The sequence below is a fragment of the Kosakonia sp. SMBL-WEM22 genome (genome assembly GCF_014490785.1).
Classification (GTDB): domain Bacteria; phylum Pseudomonadota; class Gammaproteobacteria; order Enterobacterales; family Enterobacteriaceae; genus Kosakonia.
Window position 1 is genome coordinate 3,701,409 of sequence record NZ_CP051488.1, and the last position, 15,805, is coordinate 3,717,213.

The following is a 15,805-nucleotide window of genomic DNA, read 5'->3' on the forward strand; positions in this document are numbered from 1 at the left end:
ATTTGTTGCCAACTGCCGTTTTGTTACGCAGAATGCCGCTAAATCGACAGCAACCCCCTTGCTGTGATTGCGAAAACCTTTTGAGGCAAAGTACGGCGCAGAGAATTAACTCCTTGAAAAGATTTCAGATTAATTATCTGCTCATCGGCATTGTCACTCTGCTGTTGGCAGCGGCGCTGTGGCCATCAGTCCCCTGGTTTGGCAAAGCCGATAACCGCATCGCGGCTATCCAGGCACGCGGGGAGCTGCGCGTCAGTACCATTTCGACGCCGCTTACCTACACCTCTATCAACGGCAAAAATTACGGCCTCGATTACGAACTGGCGCAACAGTTTGCCGACTATCTCGGCGTGAAGCTTAAAATCACCGTGCGCCAGAACATCAGCCAGCTGTTTGACGATCTCGATCATGACAATGCCGATATGCTCGCCGCCGGGCTGGTCTATAACAATGAGCGGGTGAAGAGCTACCAGACCGGGCCGGTCTACTACTCGGTTTCTCAACAGCTGGTCTATCGCGTTGGCAGCTATCGTCCGCGCACGCTCGCGCAAGTGAATGAGAGTCAGTTAACCATTGCGCCGGGGCATGTCGCGCTGGACGATTTGCGTGAGTTAAAAGAGAAAAAGTACCCCACTCTAAGCTGGAAGGTGGATGAGAAACTCGGTACCACCCTTCTGCTTCAGCAAGTGGTCGACGGCAAGCTGAGTTATACCGTCGCCGATTCGGTGGCGATCAGCCTCTTCCAGCGCGTTCACCCGGAGCTGGCGGTGGCGCTTGATATCTCCGATGAGCAGCCCGTCACCTGGTTCAGCAAGCGCGACGACGACAATACCCTCTCTGCGGCGATGCTCGATTTCTTCAATACCATTAATGGCGAAGGGATCCTTGCAAGGCTCGAAGAGAAGTATCTTGGGCATGGCGATGGCTTTGATTATGTTGATACCCGTGCCTTTTTACGCGCCGTTGATAGTGTGCTGCCGGAGTTGCAGCCGCTGTTTGAAAAGTATGCCCAGCAGATAGACTGGAAGCTGTTAGCGGCAATTTCATACCAGGAGTCGCACTGGGACGCCCAGGCCACCTCACCGACCGGCGTGCGCGGGTTAATGATGTTGACCCGCAATACGGCGCAGAGCCTGGGGCTGAGTGACAGAACCGATGCCGAGCAGAGCATCAGCGGCGGCGCGCGCTACCTGCAGGATATGATGAGCAAAGTGCCGGATAGCGTGCCGCAGGATGAGAAGATCTGGTATGCGTTGGCGGCTTACAACATGGGTTATGCGCATATGCTTGATGCTCGCGCGCTGACGGTGAAGACTAAAGGCAATCCGGACAGCTGGGCAGATGTGAAACAGCGCTTACCGCTGTTAAGCCAGAAGGCCTACTACAGTAAATTACGCTACGGCTATGCCCGCGGGTATCAGGCGTATGCCTACGTCGAGAATATTCGTAAATATGAGATTAGCCTGGTGGGTTATCTGCTCGAAAAAGAGAAGGAGCTTGCCAGGACGCTCAAGCTGGCGCAGAGCTACCCAGCGGTGTCGAGCGAGGAGCTCGATCAGCCGACCTATGGCGTGCTGCCCTTCAGCGCATTGACCGTCGATGAGGCATTTGGTCACCATTCGGTTTTACCGCAGGATACGCTGCAGCTGAAAGTGAACCGCTGAAGGCGTTGCTACAAATCCAGGCGCACTACCCCACAGGCCTGATAAGGCGGAGCCGCCATCAGGCATTGTTCGCCGGATGGCGCTGCGCTTATCCGGCCTACAAAGGCAAGCGCACTACCCCGTAAGCCTGATAAGGCGGAGCCACTATCAGGCATTGTCTGCCGGATGGCGCTGCGCTTATCCGGCCTACAAAGGCAAGCGCACTACCCCGTAGGCCTGATAAGGCGTAGCCGCCATCAGGCATTGTTCGTCGGATGGCGCTGCGCTTATCCAGCCTACAAAGGCAAACGACCTACACGTAGGCCTGATAAGGCGTAGCCGCCATCAGGCATTGTCTGCCGGATGGCGCTGCGCTTATCCGGCCTACAAAGGCAAGCGCACTACCCCGTAGGCCTGATAAGGCGTAGCCGCCATCAGGCATTGTTCGTCGGATGGCGCTGCGCTTATCCAGCCTACAAAGGCAAGCGCACTATCCCACAGGCCTGATAAGGCGGAGCCGCCATCAGGCATTGCCAGTTTTCAGGGCTTTCTTCTCCAGCCGACGCTGGCGGAAAAAATCGCTCAACATTGCCGCGCACTCGTCGCGCAGCACGCCTTCGGTAAACTCGACCCGGTGATTCATCCCCGGGTGATGGAGCACATCCATTAACGACCCTACCGCACCGGTTTTCGCATCCCGCGCGCCAAACACCAGTTGGCCGATCCGGCTATGCACCATGGCACCTGCGCACATCACGCATGGCTCAAGTGTCACATAGAGCGTGGTGTCGATCAGCCGGTAGTTTTGCAGCACCAGCCCACCCTGGCGCAGCGCCATAATCTCCGCGTGCGCGGTGGGATCGTGACGGCCAATCGGGCGATTCCACCCTTCGCCAATCACCTGGTTGTTATACACCAGCACCGCGCCCACCGGCACTTCGCCCTCTTCCCAGGCGCGCTTCGCCAGCGTAAGCGCATAACGCATCCAGTGTTCGTGAGTCAGTTCGGGATTGGACAAAGGTATAAACTCCAGTAATTCAGGCGGGGCGCATTATACACACCCCTAATACGTTCGACACTACTCAAGCTGTTGCAGTTCGCCACGGCGCGTAACCCGCCAGCGGTGCTGGCAGAAGTAGAGCAGCGGGTTGTCCTGTTTACTGTCGCTATAGCCGCTGTAGAGACGCAGCGGCGTACCGATTTTTCGCTCTAATTGCGCGACTTTCTCATGCCCGAGGCAGCGCATCGTCAGCACCCAACCGCCGTAGCCGCGGGTCATCTGGCTGGCGATAACATTGACGCGTGGTAGCCAGGGGGTGTCGAAATAGACCTGCTCCACCAGCGACTGCGGCGAGCCGGTGATCAGCCAGATATCCGCATCCGAGGCGGCCAGATAGTTGGTTAATCGCGTCTGCACCACCGGAAAGGCCGTGACATGCCCGCGAAACCAGGTGGCGAACTTCTGCTGTAAGGCGTTGAGATGGCGCTCGCTGTGACCGAAGGTGCAGCCCCATAACAGCAGGCTCATCGGCCAGCGCGCGGCGCGGCCCTTAATCAATAGCCCGGCGCCAATCACCGGCAACAGCGGCAGCACAAGCAGCGCATTGAGCGGATGATGTCGCAGTAGATAGCGCAAAAAAGTGCCGAACATATCCTGCTGATGTAATGTTCCATCAAGGTCAAAAAATACAACGCGGCGTTCACTGGTAGCCAAAAGATATTCCTCTGTGGGTTAACGCTCCATCGCCGGGACGCTCCGTTTGGCGATTACACTACAACTAGCCTAACAGATAGATCCTCACTTTTCCGGTAACAGCCTGTTATCAATACCTGCAATAATACGCGTCACGCGCTCTCTCCCTTACTTACTACAGGTGACAATGACTCCAGCAACCCGCACAACGCCGCGCCGCGCCTTGCAGATCCCAGCCTTTCGCTATCTCTTTTCTGCCCGCCTGCTTACCGTGCTGGGCAACGGCATTGCGCCGATCGCGCTGGCTTTCGCGGTGCTCGATATTGGCGGCTCGGCAAGCGATCTCGGTTTGGTGGTGGCGGCACGCTCGCTGTTCAACGTCGCTTTTTTATTGATTGGTGGCGTGCTGGCGGATCGCTACTCCCGCAGCCGCGTGATGGTCATTTCCTCATTTGTCGCCGCGCTTTCGCAGGGTGCGGTCGCCTGGCTGGTGCTTGATGGTTCAGCCAGCGTTATGCTGCTCGCCCTGCTCGGTACGCTTAATGGCGCAGCGGCGGGCATTGCCCTTCCCGCCTCCTCGGCGCTGGTACCGCAAACGGTGCCTGTTCACCTGCGCCGTGAAGCGAATGCGCTGTTACAACTTGGGATTTACAGCGGAACAGTCATCGGAGCCTCGCTCGGCGGTATCCTGACCAGCGCGGTCGGTCCCGGCTGGGGGCTGGCCATTGATGCGCTCGGTTTTGCCGCCTCGGCACCGCTCTATTACGCCATTCGCATCGGTGCGATTAAGGCCGCAGAGGCGACGAGCAATATCCTGCAGGATCTGCGCGACGGCTGGAAAGAGTTCGCCAGCCGTCCCTGGGTCTGGTCGGTGGTGGTGCAGTTCACCCTGATTAACGCCGCTTTCAGCGGCATCGTGATGGTGCTCGGGCCGGTGATTGCCGACAGCGCTTTCGGCCGAGCCCAGTGGGGGCTGATTATTGCCGCGCAGAGTGTGGGCCTGATTGTCGGCTCGTTCCTGGCGCTGCGCTGGCGACCCAAGCGCGATCTCTTTATCGGCGTGGTGCTGATGGCGTTCTGCGCCGTGCCCACCTGGCTGCTCGGCCAGGCGGCACCGGCAAACTGGCTGATGGCGGCCTTCTTTTGCGCCGGCATCGTCTTCGGCCTCTTCGGCGTGGCGTGGGCGCAGTCGCTACAAACTCACATTCCGGCGGAGAAGCTGGCGCGGGTCTACGCCTGGGACGCGATGGGATCGTTTATTGCCATTCCGGTGGGCGAACTGGCAGCCGGGCCGCTGGCGATGCGTTTTGGTAGCGAAACGGTGTTAACCGCCTCGGCGTTAGTGGTGATCCTCGCCTGCATTGGCGCGGGTCTGGTGCCGGCGATCCGCCGTCTGGAGAGCGCCCCACAGGTGAAATCGAGTGGACCTGGCCTCTCCAGTTGATCGCTATCAAACGCCGTGCGGAGAAACTTTGTGCTGCCAGAATTTTTAATTCATAATCACCGCCCATGGATGGAATAGTTAATTCATCCGCGTAATGCACCAGGCAGTGAATTACGTGAACACCCCGGAGATCGTATGAACTGTTTGATCCGCATTCGCCAGCGCTATCCCGGCCTTGCGCAGAGTGATAAAAAGCTGGCGGAATTTCTGCTCGAAAACCCTGACCGCGCCCGCCATTTAAGCTCGCAGCAGCTGGCGGCGGAAGCGGGCGTCAGTCAGTCGAGCGTAGTGAAATTTGCGCAGAAGATGGAGTTCAAAGGCTTTCCGGCAATGAAGCTGGCAATCAGCGAAGCGCTAGCCAGCAGCCCCAACCCCTACTCCGTGCCGGTGCATAATAAAATTCGCGGCGATGACGCCCTGCGTGTGGTCGGCGAGAAGCTGATTAAAGAGTACCAGAGCGCGATGCACGCCTCGCTGGATGTGAACAGCGAAGAGAAGCTGCTGGAGAGCGTGCGCCTGCTGCGCGAATCGCGGCGTATCGTGCTGACCGGTATCGGCGCATCGGGCCTGGTGGCGCGCAATTTTGGCTGGAAGCTGATGAAAATCGGCTTCAACGCTATTGTCGAACAGGATATGCACGCGCTACTGGCGGCGGTGCAGGCGCTGGAGCCGGGCGATCTGCTGCTGCCAGTCTCCTACTCGGGCGAACGCCGCGAGATCAATATGGCGGCTGACGAAGCGTTACGCGTTGGGGCAAAGATCCTCGCGATCACCGGCTTTACCCCTAATGCACTACAACAGCGCGCGACCCACTCGCTCTACACCATTGCGGAGGAGCAGGCGACGCGCAGCGCGGCGATCTCCTCCACCAGTGCCCAGATGATGCTGACGGATCTGCTCTTTATGGCGCTGGTTCAGCAGGATCTGGAGCATGCGCCAGAGCGTATTCGCCACAGCGAGGAGCTGGTAAAAAAACTGGTTTGAGCAGGCAATCATCGTATAATGCCCGCCCTGTTTGTGTTGTTTCTGAGATTCTCCTGATGGCGCTGTTAATTACCAAAAAATGCATCAACTGCGATATGTGCGAGCCGGAGTGCCCGAATGAGGCCATTTCGCTTGGCGAGAGCATTTATGAGATTAACAGCGACCGCTGCACCGAGTGCGTGGGCCACTATGAAACACCGACCTGCCAGAAAGTGTGCCCGATCCCCAATACCATCCTGAAAGATCCGGCACATCAAGAGAGTGAAGAGCAGCTGTGGGATAAGTTTGTGCTGCTGCACCACGCAGACAAAATCTAACTTTCGATAATCACCGTCGCACAGGCGTAGTGGCGCTCATCCGCCAGCGTTACATGTACTGAACGCACCCCCATCCGCGCTGCCAGCCGTTCAGCTTCACCGCACAGGCGCAGGCTCGGCTTTCCCAGCTCATCGTTAAACACGTCGAATTGATTGAACGCCAGACCATTGCGAATGCCGGTGCCGAGCGCTTTTGCCGCCGCCTCTTTAACCGCAAAGCGTTTGGCGAGAAAGCGCACCGGCTGCTGGTGCGCTTCGTAGAGTGCCCATTCATGAGGGCTGAGCACGCGTTTCGCCAGCCGATCGCCGCTGCGGGCGACCACCGCTTCAATGCGAGCGATCTCAACGATATCGGTGCCCAGTCCTAAAATAGCCATTATGCGCGCGCTTCCAGCATCAAACGTTTCATCTCTGCCACCGCCTCTTTCAGGCCGCTCATCACGGCACGACCAATAATTGCGTGGCCGATATTCAGCTCGTGCATCTCTGGAATCGCGGCAATAGCTTTTACATTGTGGTAGGTCAGCCCGTGACCGGCGTTCACTTTTAGCCCGAGGCTGGCGGCATAGGTTGCGGCATGGGCAATACGCTCCAGCTCTTTCGCCTGCGCAGCCTCGTTTTCAGCATCGGCGTAACAACCGGTGTGGATTTCAATATAGGGCGCGCCCACTTCCGCCGCGGCTTGGATCTGCGCGTTGTCGGCATCGATAAACAGCGACACCAGAATGCCCGCCTGTGCCAGGCGCTGGCAGGCATCGCGCATCTTGTCGCGCTGTCCGGCCACGTCCAGCCCGCCTTCGGTCGTTACTTCCTGACGCTTTTCCGGCACCAGGCAGCAGAAGTGTGGCTTCGTTTCGCAGGCAATCGCCAGCATCTCATCGGTAACGGCCATTTCGAGATTCATGCGCGTGTGCAGCGTCTGGCGAAGGATACGCACGTCTCTGTCGGTAATGTGGCGACGATCTTCACGCAGATGGACGGTAATACCATCGGCACCCGCCTGCTCGGCAATAAACGCCGCCTGCACCGGATCCGGGTAAGCGGTGCCGCGCGCGTTGCGCAGAGTGGCAATGTGATCGATGTTTACGCCCAACAGTAATTCAGCCATGACAATCCTCAGTTTTGCAAAATTTCCGGCGCGGTCTTCGCCCCGCCTGGTCTGTGATCCTGCCGCTAGCGTTTAGGGACGAACTGCCGGAATAACTCCCGGCTTTTGAGCGGCTTGCCTCCAAGATACGGCTTAAGGGCGATGCGGGTAAAGCGCTTTGCGGCGCGCAGCGTGTCGCTGTCCGGAAACTCCCGCTCGGAGAGTGCGCGTAAGTGTCGCCCGGTGAAGGTAGTGTTGTCGACCACCACGCTGGCGATGAAGCCCTTCTCTTCGCGGTAGCGATAGGTCATGCCATCTTCCACCGCCTCGCCGCTCCCCGCACAGTGCAGAAAATCGACGCCGTAACCGAGATGGCCGAGCAGCGCCAGCTCAAAGCGGCGCAGCACCGCCTCCGGCGAACCACTGACGCCAGCCAGCGCCTGAATACAGTGCAGGTAATCAAAAAAGAGTTCGGAGAAGCGCGTCTCATGCTCCAGCACGCGGGAGATGAGTTCATTAACGTAGAGACCGCTGTAGAGCGTGATGCCGCTTAACGGTAGCGCCAGTGAGACGGCTTCGGCACTGCGCAGGGTTTTGACTTCACCACGCCCGCCAAAGCGTACCAGCAGAGGAGTAAAGGGCTGCAAAGCGCCTTTGAGGTTGGAACGTTTAGAGCGTGCGCCTTTGGCCACCAGGCGCACACGACCGGACTCTTCCGTGAAGACGTCCAGCATTAAGCTGGTTTCGCTCCAGGGACGGCTATGAAGAACGAAGGCACGCTGCCATCCCTCCATCCGGTATTACTCAGAGATCGTCGACATAACCGAGACTGCGCAGCGCGCGCTCGTCATCGGCCCAGCCCGATTTCACTTTGACCCACAGCTCAAGGTGAACTTTGGCTTCGAACATATCTTCCATATCTTTACGGGCTTCGATGCCGATGGTTTTGATTTTGGCGCCTTTGTTGCCAATCACCATCTTCTTCTGCCCTTCGCGCTCAACGAGGATCAGCCCGTTGATGTCATACCCGCCGCGCTCGTTGGTAACAAAGCGCTCGATCTCCACGGTGACGGAGTACGGCAGCTCTGCGCCAAGGAATCGCATCAGCTTTTCACGGATGATTTCCGAGGCCATAAAGCGCTGCGAGCGGTCGGTCACATAATCTTCCGGGAAGTGATGGATCGCTTCTGGCAGATGCTTGCGCACAATGCTGGCAATGGTATCAACGTTGGTGCCGGTTTCCGCAGAGAGCGGCACGATGTCGAGGAAGTTCATCTGGCTCGCCAGGAACTGCAGATGCGGCAGCAGATCGGCCTTCTCCTGCACGTTGTCCACTTTATTCACCGCGAGGATCACCGGTGCTTTACCGTCGCGCAGCTTGTTCAGCACCATCTCGTCATCCGGCGTCCAGCGCGTGCCTTCAACCACGAAGATCACCAGCTCAACGTCGCCGATAGAGCTGCTGGCCGCTTTGTTCATCAGGCGGTTGATGGCGCGCTTCTCTTCCATATGCAGACCCGGGGTATCGACGTAGACCGCCTGATAAGCCCCTTCGGTATGGATGCCGACGATACGGTGGCGCGTGGTTTGCGCTTTACGGGAGGTGATCGAGATCTTCTGCCCGAGCAGCTTGTTCAGCAGAGTGGATTTACCGACGTTGGGACGCCCAACGATGGCGATAAATCCGCAGTAGGTGTTTTCAGTTTCAGTGCTCATTCCAACTCCAGTTTTTTCAGCGCCTGTTCGGCGGCAGCCTGCTCCGCCTTGCGACGGCTGGAACCCGTGCCAACCACCGGTTCGCTCAGGCCGCTGACCTGGCAGTGGATAGTAAATTCCTGATCGTGCGCTTCGCCCCGCACCTGCACCACCAGATAGGAGGGCAGCGGCAGATGGCGACCCTGCAAGAACTCCTGCAGGCGCGTTTTCGGATCTTTTTGTTTATCGCCAGGACTGATTTCGTCGAGGCGTGTCTGATACCAGCTGAGGATCAGTTGTTCCACGGTCTGGATGTCGCTATCCAGGAATACCCCGCCGATCAATGCCTCTACGGTATCCGCTAAAATCGATTCACGGCGAAAGCCGCCGCTTTTCAACTCACCCGGCCCGAGGCGCAGGCACTCGCCCAGCTCAAATTCGCGGGCGATTTCCGCCAGCGTATTGCCGCGTACCAACGTCGCACGCATACGGCTCATATCCCCTTCATCCACGCGTGGAAAACGGTGATAGAGAGCATTGGCGATCACAAAACTTAAAATCGAGTCGCCGAGAAATTCGAGACGCTCGTTATGTTTGCTACTGGCGCTGCGGTGAGTTAAAGCCTGCTGCAACAGATCGTGATGTTGAAAAGTGTAGCCCAGCTTCCGCTGAAGCCGATTAATTACGATGGGGTTCATGCGTTACCAATAAATAAATGCGTCAACAATGCAGCACACGAAACCGACCTGAAGAACCAACGCGCTTTCGTGTGCTGTGGCACCCGGAGGGCCAGCCTTAAACTTCGGGGGAATATTCTATACGCAACGAGGAGGGATGTCGTTAGTAAGAAGGGAATAATCCTGGAAATAATTCGGGGCGCAATAAGAATAATTACGCCCCGCTGAATCAATGAATTCCGCCGATACGATTCAGGCGCACGCCTGTCGGCCATTCACCTTCCTGTTTTTCGAAACTCATCCAGATTGCCGTCGCGCGGCCAACCAGATTCGCTTCCGGCACAAAGCCCCAGTAGCGGCTGTCTGCGCTGTTATCGCGGTTGTCACCCATCATGAAGTAGTGACCCGGCGGCACAATCCAGGTAGCCAGCGGCTGGTTCTGCTGACGGTAGTAAATACCGAGCTGATCCTGCGCAATTGGCACGTTGAGAATGCGGTGCGTGACGTCGCCCAGCGTCTCTTTACGCTCGGTGAGGCGAACGCCATCCGCCATGCTCTGCCCTTTCGCCATCTGGAAGAAGCCGCTGCTCGCTTCGCCGCCGTTACGACGGCCAAAAGTCTGCACAAAATCGCTCTCTTCCACATTGCTGTAGGTAACAGGCAGCGCGTTGCCGCACGCCTGACCGGAACTGCAATTTGGCTGCACGGTCACCTGTTTGGTTACCGGATCATAGCTCACTTTATCGCCCGGCAGGCCGACCACGCGCTTGATGTAATCGAGGCGCGGATCGTCCGGATATTTAAACACCGCGATGTCGCCACGTTTCGGATGACCGGTTTCGATCAGCGTTTTCTGGTAAATAGGATCTTTAATGCCGTAGGCAAACTTCTCCACCAGAATAAAATCGCCGATCAGAAGCGTTGGCATCATCGAGCCTGACGGGATCTGGAAGGGTTCATAGATAAATGAACGCACCACCAGCACGATTGCCAGCACCGGGAAAACCGAAGCACCCGTCTCCAGCCAGCCCGGTTTCGGGCCGACTTTTTTCAACGTCTTCGCATCAAGCGCATCGCCCGTTGCTGCCTGCGCAGCGGCCTGACGCTCACGGCGTTTCGGTGCAAAAATAAACTTATCCAGGCACCATAAAAAACCCGTCACCAGCGTCGCGATCACCAGGATCAGGGCAAACATGTTCGCCATGCCAACTCCTTTAGGTTATTTGCTCTCTTTGCCAACATGGAGAATGGCGAGGAACGCTTCCTGCGGCAGCTCAACGTTACCGACCTGCTTCATGCGTTTCTTACCCTCTTTCTGTTTCTGCAACAGCTTTTTCTTACGGCTGACGTCGCCACCGTAGCACTTCGCCAGCACGTTTTTACGCAGCTGTTTCACGGTCGAGCGGGCAATAATGTGGTTGCCAATCGCCGCCTGAATCGCGATATCAAACTGCTGACGTGGGATGAGCTCTTTCATCTTCTCGACCAGTTCGCGCCCACGATACGGCGCGTTATCGTTGTGGGTGATCAGCGCCAGCGCATCGACGCGCTCGCCGTTGATCAACACATCAACGCGCACCATGTTGGAGGCCTGGAAGCGTTTGAAGTTGTAATCCAGTGAAGCGTAGCCGCGCGAGGTAGACTTCAGACGATCGAAGAAGTCGAGCACCACTTCCGCCATTGGGATTTCGTAAGTCAGCGCCACCTGTTTACCGTGGTAAACCATGTTGGTCTGTACACCGCGTTTCTCGATGCAGAGGGTGATGACGTTACCGAGGAACTCCTGCGGCAGCAGCATATGACACTCGGCGATCGGCTCGCGCAACTCTTCGATATTGTTCAGCGGCGGCAGCTTGGAAGGGCTGTCGACGTAGATCACCTCTTTGTTGGTGGTCTGCACTTCATACACAACGGTCGGCGCTGTGGTGATGAGGTCGAGATCGTATTCACGCTCCAGACGCTCCTGGATGATCTCCATATGCAGCAGACCAAGGAAGCCGCAGCGGAAGCCGAAGCCGAGCGCGGTGGAGCTTTCCGGTTCGTAGAACAGGGAGGCATCGTTAAGGCTCAGCTTGCCGAGTGCATCACGGAAGTTCTCGTAATCATCGGAACTAACCGGGAAGAGGCCAGCGTAAACCTGTGGTTTCACCTTTTTAAAGCCGGGCAGCGCTTTGTCTGCCGGATTGCGGGCAGCGGTCAGGGTATCCCCTACCGGCGCGCCGAGAATATCTTTTATGGCGCAAACTAACCAGCCTACTTCGCCGCACTTCAGCTCTGTACGGTCAATCTGCTTCGGCGTGAAGATACCGAGACGGTCAGCGTTATAGACCTGGCCGGTGCTCATCACTTTGATTTTTTCACCTTTGCGCATGGTGCCGTTTTTGATACGCACCAGCGAGACGACACCGAGGTAGTTATCGAACCAGGAGTCGATGATCAGCGCCTGCAGCGGAGCATCCGGATCGCCTTCCGGCGGCGGGATGTCGCGTACGAGACGCTCCAGCACGTCCGGTACGCCCACGCCGGTTTTCGCCGAGCAGCGCACCGCATCGGTAGCGTCGATGCCAACGATATCTTCAATCTCTTCCGCCACGCGCTCAGGATCGGCCGCCGGCAGGTCGATTTTGTTTAACACCGGCACCACTTCCAGATCCATCTCCATCGCGGTATAGCAGTTCGCCAGCGTCTGCGCTTCCACGCCCTGGCCCGCGTCAACCACCAGCAGCGCGCCTTCACAGGCGGCCAGCGAGCGGGAAACTTCGTAGGAGAAGTCAACGTGGCCCGGGGTATCGATAAAGTTCAGCTGATAGGTTTCGCCATCGCTGGCTTTGTAATCCAGCGTCACGCTCTGGGCTTTGATGGTAATGCCGCGTTCGCGCTCAAGATCCATGGAGTCCAGCACCTGGGCTGCCATTTCGCGATCGGAGAGACCACCGCAAATCTGAATAATACGGTCAGACAGCGTCGATTTACCGTGGTCGATGTGAGCGATGATCGAAAAGTTACGAATATTCTTCATAGAGTGAGATTTTATGCCTTACGAGTAACTAAGAGGCCTGTTCGCGCCTGACGTCAATGTACTGAAACGCCGCATTCTACACTACAACCACAACGCGGGGAAATGCTCAAACCGCCCACACTTTGTAAGCGGTAACAGGCGGGATCAGGGGCGGCTTTCAGTGGATGCGTCATCGACGCGAATAAGGTTCGGCGGCAGGCCGACGCTAAGGATAATTGGCTGCCATTCGCTACGGGTAGCAAGCTTCGGTGAGAGACCGCGCGCCAGCAGAAAACCGCCAATACCGCCCAGCACGGCACCGCAAAAAGCCGCCATATCGTTATCAAACAACGTCTGGAACACCGCGCCCATCACAAACAGGCCAAGCAGCGGCGTCATATAGACTAAAACCGCGGAGCCAAGCAGGCTGCTTTCCGCAATGCCCAGCTCCACTTTCTGCCCCGGCTCCAGCTGCTCAGCGCAGGGCACGGCGATGGTGTGCGTAGTTTGCGGACCAAGCTTGTTGAGCACGCGGCTGCCGCAGCCGGCGCGCGAGGCGCAGCTGCTGCAGGAGGCTTTCACGTCACATTCGACCAGCGCCTGACCCTGTTGCCAGGAGACCACAGTTGCCCACTCTTTAATCATTGTGCAGCCCTGAATTTGACGTTATCGGCAATGCGTTTTGCCGTTTGCGGCGGCAGCTCACCAACGATGGTAATTTCGGCGTTGTCACGCACGGTCGTGCTGACGGTGCGTCGACCAGTGCGCAGCATCTGATCGCTGCTGTTCTGATTCGCACGGTTGATGTTGACCGAGAAGCTGAACAATCCGTCAGAATAGAGACGCGACTCGACGGGCACATCGACGGTCGGCAGCTGACGGCGGCTGCTGGCCACTTCAGTGAAGCCCTGCGGCAGCCATGACGGTACCCAGTTGAAGTTCACTTTGTCGCCCGTCGGCACGGAGAGCAGCGGCGGCAGGCTCGCTTTCGCCAACGTTTGCATGCTATCGCTCACCTGACCATTGACGTTAAAGGCAATCACCCGGAACTGCTCAAGGGTTTCACCATCGCGATCGAGCAGATCGACGCGCATCGGCAGCCGGCTCTCTTCATCCATCCAGACAATGTAGCTATAACGCGTACCGTCACGCGCCACGACGCGGATCACCTCACACAGCCTGTCAGCAATGCGCGTGCGCCCGACGGAGATAAAGTCGTAGTAAGGCGAAAGACGTTTGAAGTCGGTATAGACCAGCGACGGCAGCGAATCAACGATGTAGTTACCGTTGAGCGTGAAGGGCTCGAGCCCGGGTTCAAAGTAGCTGATCTCATTCCCGCGCTGCACCACTTCGCGGCGCGGGCCATCCATCTGCAGCAGCTGCGCAAGCGCCTGGTTGTCGAGACGCGCATGACGATAACGCAGCGATTCGACACCCTGTTTGTTGATGCTGATAAAGGAGAGTTCGTAGTTGAGGGACTGGCTCGCTACATTCATCTGCTGTAACAACGCCCCGGATGAAACATCAGCCGAGGCGTTAGTTGAGCAAAGTAGACCAGCAGCCACAAAAGAGAGGGCACACCAAAGTTGCTTCATTACTGCGATTGCGTTCCTAAGGTTTGGTTTCCTGGCACCTGGACAGCGGCCTGCTGAGTCTGCGCCTGTTCAAACTGAAGCTGCTCAGCGTGCAGGCGGCGTTGCAGTTCATAATCCTGCAGCATCGCATTAATGCGACGACGCTGTTCCTGAACCTGCTGCTGCTGTCCGGCGCTTGCCGTCGCATCAGCCGGAACGCCCAGGCTAACCGGGCTGGCTTTGCCCATCATCGGCAGCGTGTTAAACACTGGCGCTTCGGGCTGCTGGGGGGATTCAGCCTGGCCATTATAATGCTGAACACCAACAATGACCGCTAACGATACGCATGCCGCAACGCCCATCTGGGTAAGCTGGCTCGCCCACGGACGCACTTTGTGCCAGAACGGCATATTCTGCCATTGATGCGGAGCCGGCTGCGCTTCAGGAATGAGCGGCGTCGCAGACTGCACGGCGTCACTCTCAATCGCGGCCATGACCCGATCAGAGATATCGAAATGCAGCAGGTCGGCAGTATCACCACGCATTGAATCCCGGATGAGGTGATAACTCTCCCAGGTTCGCTGCATTTCTGGATCACGGGACAGCTCACCGAGCAGTTCGTTATCCAGCGTCTCACCATCCATTAAAGCGGAAAGTTTTTCTTTCTGCATGCCTAATACCTTTTCCAGTATCCCGCTATCGTCAACGCCTGATAAGCGGTTGAACTTTATTATCAATGGCTTCCCGCGCACGGAAGATACGAGAACGAACAGTACCCACCGGGCAATCCATGATGACGGCTATCTCTTCATAGCTTAGGCCATCCAGCTCCCGTAACGTAATTGCCATACGTAAATCTTCCGGGAGCGACTCAATAGTGCGGAAAACGATTTGTCGCAGTTCTTCTGACAACATTAAGTTCTCAGGGTTCGAAATTTCTTTCAGCGCGCCGCCGCTTTCGAAGTTTTCCGCTTCATTTGCATCCACATCGCTGGATGGCGGCCTGCGCCCCTGAGCAACCAGGTAATTTTTCGCTGTATTCACAGCAATACGGTAGAGCCAGGTATAAAAAGCGCTATCGCCCCTGAAAGAATCAAGCGCGCGATAGGCTTTAATAAAGGACTCTTGCGCTACGTCAGGCACATCGCCTGAAGGGACATAACGAGAGACCAGGCTCGCCACTTTATGCTGGTAGCGCACCACCAGTAAGTTAAAGGCTTTCTGATCTCCCTTCTGGACCCTCTCAACAAGAATCTGATCCGTTAACTGCTCGCTCATCCGAGGTAAAGTCTCCCCAAAACCCATTTCCACGCGTAGCCAGAACGCCACTCCAAAACTGCATTATGAGCAAGCAGCCAATTAGAGAGCAGACCGGTAAGAAAGTTCCGTCACGCCTTTGTTTTTGTGCATAGTTACGCAGAACTTTCGTTATCACTCATTATAAGTCTGCCGACCAGATGCACCCTGTTCTCAAAGAAAAGACCTTAAGATCGCCAGAGATTACCGCACTAATGCTTTTTTTTCATCCTTAATACACCTTAGTAAACAAACAGCTTTTTCCTGGTTTTAATCGCTTGCCTATAGGCAATAAGAACTCTCGTGTTTAGTGCTTAATACGCAAAACAAAAAAATGTGCATTTGCTGCACGGGTGGTGCTATTCTCGGGCGACACCTGTTTAGTAAATTAAACACA

At 56.7% G+C, this 15,805-nt stretch carries 17 protein-coding genes; 4 read left to right on the top strand and 13 right to left on the bottom strand.

Features of this window, described 5'->3' with window-relative positions:
* Positions 1–113 precede the first annotated feature (113 nt).
* A complete protein-coding gene (gene mltF, locus HF650_RS17710) occupies positions 114–1,664 on the top strand; it encodes a membrane-bound lytic murein transglycosylase MltF (RefSeq protein ID WP_223284200.1) in 1,551 nt (516 codons plus the stop codon).
* Between the two features lie 502 nt (positions 1,665–2,166).
* On the opposite strand, the gene tadA is transcribed toward mltF, so the two are convergent.
* Entirely contained in the window at positions 2,167–2,661 is a 495-nt protein-coding gene (tadA, locus tag HF650_RS17715) for a tRNA adenosine(34) deaminase TadA (RefSeq protein ID WP_187799725.1), read from the bottom strand.
* Positions 2,662–2,721: 60 nt separating this feature from the next.
* Positions 2,722–3,357 (bottom strand): phosphatidylglycerophosphatase C, encoded by a 636-nt coding sequence (yfhb, locus tag HF650_RS17720; RefSeq protein ID WP_187799726.1) that lies wholly within the window; start codon positions 3,355–3,357, stop codon positions 2,722–2,724.
* A gap of 166 nt (positions 3,358–3,523) precedes the next feature.
* Between yfhb and HF650_RS17725 the strand changes: the two genes are divergently transcribed.
* The 3 genes from HF650_RS17725 (at position 3,524) to HF650_RS17735 (ending at position 6,081) form a co-directional block, all read left to right on the top strand.
* Positions 3,524–4,780 (top strand): MFS transporter, encoded by a 1,257-nt coding sequence (locus tag HF650_RS17725; RefSeq protein ID WP_187799727.1) that lies wholly within the window; start codon positions 3,524–3,526, stop codon positions 4,778–4,780.
* A gap of 135 nt (positions 4,781–4,915) precedes the next feature.
* Complete coding sequence (locus tag HF650_RS17730; protein ID WP_187799728.1) at positions 4,916–5,764, top strand: MurR/RpiR family transcriptional regulator; 849 nt, start codon at positions 4,916–4,918, stop codon at positions 5,762–5,764.
* 56 nt (positions 5,765–5,820) lie between these two features.
* On the top strand, positions 5,821–6,081 hold the full coding sequence (locus HF650_RS17735) for a YfhL family 4Fe-4S dicluster ferredoxin (protein WP_187799729.1): 261 nt from the start codon (positions 5,821–5,823) through the stop codon (positions 6,079–6,081).
* Here HF650_RS17735 and acpS read toward each other — a convergent pair.
* From acpS to rpoE, 11 genes are all read right to left on the bottom strand, one after another.
* The gene (gene acpS, locus HF650_RS17740) at positions 6,078–6,458 is read right to left on the bottom strand and encodes a holo-ACP synthase (protein WP_187799730.1); all 381 of its coding nucleotides are present in this window, start codon (positions 6,456–6,458) and stop codon (positions 6,078–6,080) included. The two genes, HF650_RS17735 and acpS, sit on opposite strands and share 4 nt — an antisense overlap.
* Positions 6,458–7,189 (bottom strand): pyridoxine 5'-phosphate synthase, encoded by a 732-nt coding sequence (pdxJ, locus tag HF650_RS17745; protein ID WP_187799731.1) that lies wholly within the window; start codon positions 7,187–7,189, stop codon positions 6,458–6,460. The genes acpS and pdxJ overlap by 1 nt, the downstream gene beginning before the upstream one ends.
* A gap of 65 nt (positions 7,190–7,254) precedes the next feature.
* Entirely contained in the window at positions 7,255–7,962 is a 708-nt protein-coding gene (recO, locus tag HF650_RS17750; protein WP_187799732.1) for a DNA repair protein RecO, read from the bottom strand.
* Between the two features lie 10 nt (positions 7,963–7,972).
* Positions 7,973–8,884 (bottom strand): GTPase Era, encoded by a 912-nt coding sequence (era, locus tag HF650_RS17755; protein WP_187799733.1) that lies wholly within the window; start codon positions 8,882–8,884, stop codon positions 7,973–7,975.
* On the bottom strand, positions 8,881–9,561 hold the full coding sequence (rnc, locus tag HF650_RS17760; RefSeq protein ID WP_076768826.1) for a ribonuclease III: 681 nt from the start codon (positions 9,559–9,561) through the stop codon (positions 8,881–8,883). The genes era and rnc overlap by 4 nt, the downstream gene beginning before the upstream one ends.
* 208 nt (positions 9,562–9,769) lie before the next feature.
* Positions 9,770–10,744, bottom strand: coding sequence for a signal peptidase I (lepB, locus tag HF650_RS17765; RefSeq protein ID WP_023481224.1), 975 nt, complete (start codon positions 10,742–10,744; stop codon positions 9,770–9,772).
* Between the two features lie 15 nt (positions 10,745–10,759).
* Complete coding sequence (gene lepA / locus HF650_RS17770) at positions 10,760–12,559, bottom strand: translation elongation factor 4 (protein ID WP_187799734.1); 1,800 nt, start codon at positions 12,557–12,559, stop codon at positions 10,760–10,762.
* 144 nt (positions 12,560–12,703) lie between these two features.
* Entirely contained in the window at positions 12,704–13,183 is a 480-nt protein-coding gene (gene rseC, locus HF650_RS17775; RefSeq protein ID WP_187799735.1) for a SoxR-reducing system protein RseC, read from the bottom strand.
* The gene (gene rseB, locus HF650_RS17780) at positions 13,180–14,133 is read right to left on the bottom strand and encodes a sigma-E factor regulatory protein RseB (protein ID WP_023481233.1); all 954 of its coding nucleotides are present in this window, start codon (positions 14,131–14,133) and stop codon (positions 13,180–13,182) included. The genes rseC and rseB overlap by 4 nt, the downstream gene beginning before the upstream one ends.
* Positions 14,133–14,783, bottom strand: a complete 651-nt coding sequence (rseA, locus tag HF650_RS17785) for an anti-sigma-E factor RseA (protein ID WP_187799736.1) — start codon at positions 14,781–14,783, stop codon at positions 14,133–14,135. The genes rseB and rseA overlap by 1 nt, the downstream gene beginning before the upstream one ends.
* A gap of 31 nt (positions 14,784–14,814) precedes the next feature.
* A complete protein-coding gene (rpoE, locus tag HF650_RS17790; protein WP_042716751.1) occupies positions 14,815–15,390 on the bottom strand; it encodes an RNA polymerase sigma factor RpoE in 576 nt (191 codons plus the stop codon).
* Between the last annotated feature and the right edge of the window lie 415 nt (positions 15,391–15,805).

Excerpts from the sequence above, each read along its gene's own strand:
- lepA (WP_187799734.1), bottom strand. The coding sequence starts at position 12,559 with ATGAAGAATATTCGTAACTTTTCGATCATCGCTCACATCGACCACGGT.
- pdxJ (WP_187799731.1), bottom strand. The coding sequence starts at position 7,189 with ATGGCTGAATTACTGTTGGGCGTAAACATCGATCACATTGCCACTCTG.
- rpoE (WP_042716751.1), bottom strand. The coding sequence starts at position 15,390 with ATGAGCGAGCAGTTAACGGATCAGATTCTTGTTGAGAGGGTCCAGAAG.
- lepB (WP_023481224.1), bottom strand. The coding sequence starts at position 10,744 with ATGGCGAACATGTTTGCCCTGATCCTGGTGATCGCGACGCTGGTGACG.
- rseA (WP_187799736.1), bottom strand. The coding sequence starts at position 14,783 with ATGCAGAAAGAAAAACTTTCCGCTTTAATGGATGGTGAGACGCTGGAT.
- acpS (WP_187799730.1), bottom strand. The coding sequence starts at position 6,458 with ATGGCTATTTTAGGACTGGGCACCGATATCGTTGAGATCGCTCGCATT.
- era (WP_187799733.1), bottom strand. The coding sequence starts at position 8,884 with ATGAGCACTGAAACTGAAAACACCTACTGCGGATTTATCGCCATCGTT.
- recO (WP_187799732.1), bottom strand. The coding sequence starts at position 7,962 with ATGGAGGGATGGCAGCGTGCCTTCGTTCTTCATAGCCGTCCCTGGAGC.
- rseC (WP_187799735.1), bottom strand. The coding sequence starts at position 13,183 with ATGATTAAAGAGTGGGCAACTGTGGTCTCCTGGCAACAGGGTCAGGCG.
- HF650_RS17735 (WP_187799729.1), top strand. The coding sequence starts at position 5,821 with ATGGCGCTGTTAATTACCAAAAAATGCATCAACTGCGATATGTGCGAG.
- rseB (WP_023481233.1), bottom strand. The coding sequence starts at position 14,133 with ATGAAGCAACTTTGGTGTGCCCTCTCTTTTGTGGCTGCTGGTCTACTT.
- HF650_RS17725 (WP_187799727.1), top strand. The coding sequence starts at position 3,524 with ATGACTCCAGCAACCCGCACAACGCCGCGCCGCGCCTTGCAGATCCCA.
- rnc (WP_076768826.1), bottom strand. The coding sequence starts at position 9,561 with ATGAACCCCATCGTAATTAATCGGCTTCAGCGGAAGCTGGGCTACACT.
- HF650_RS17730 (WP_187799728.1), top strand. The coding sequence starts at position 4,916 with ATGAACTGTTTGATCCGCATTCGCCAGCGCTATCCCGGCCTTGCGCAG.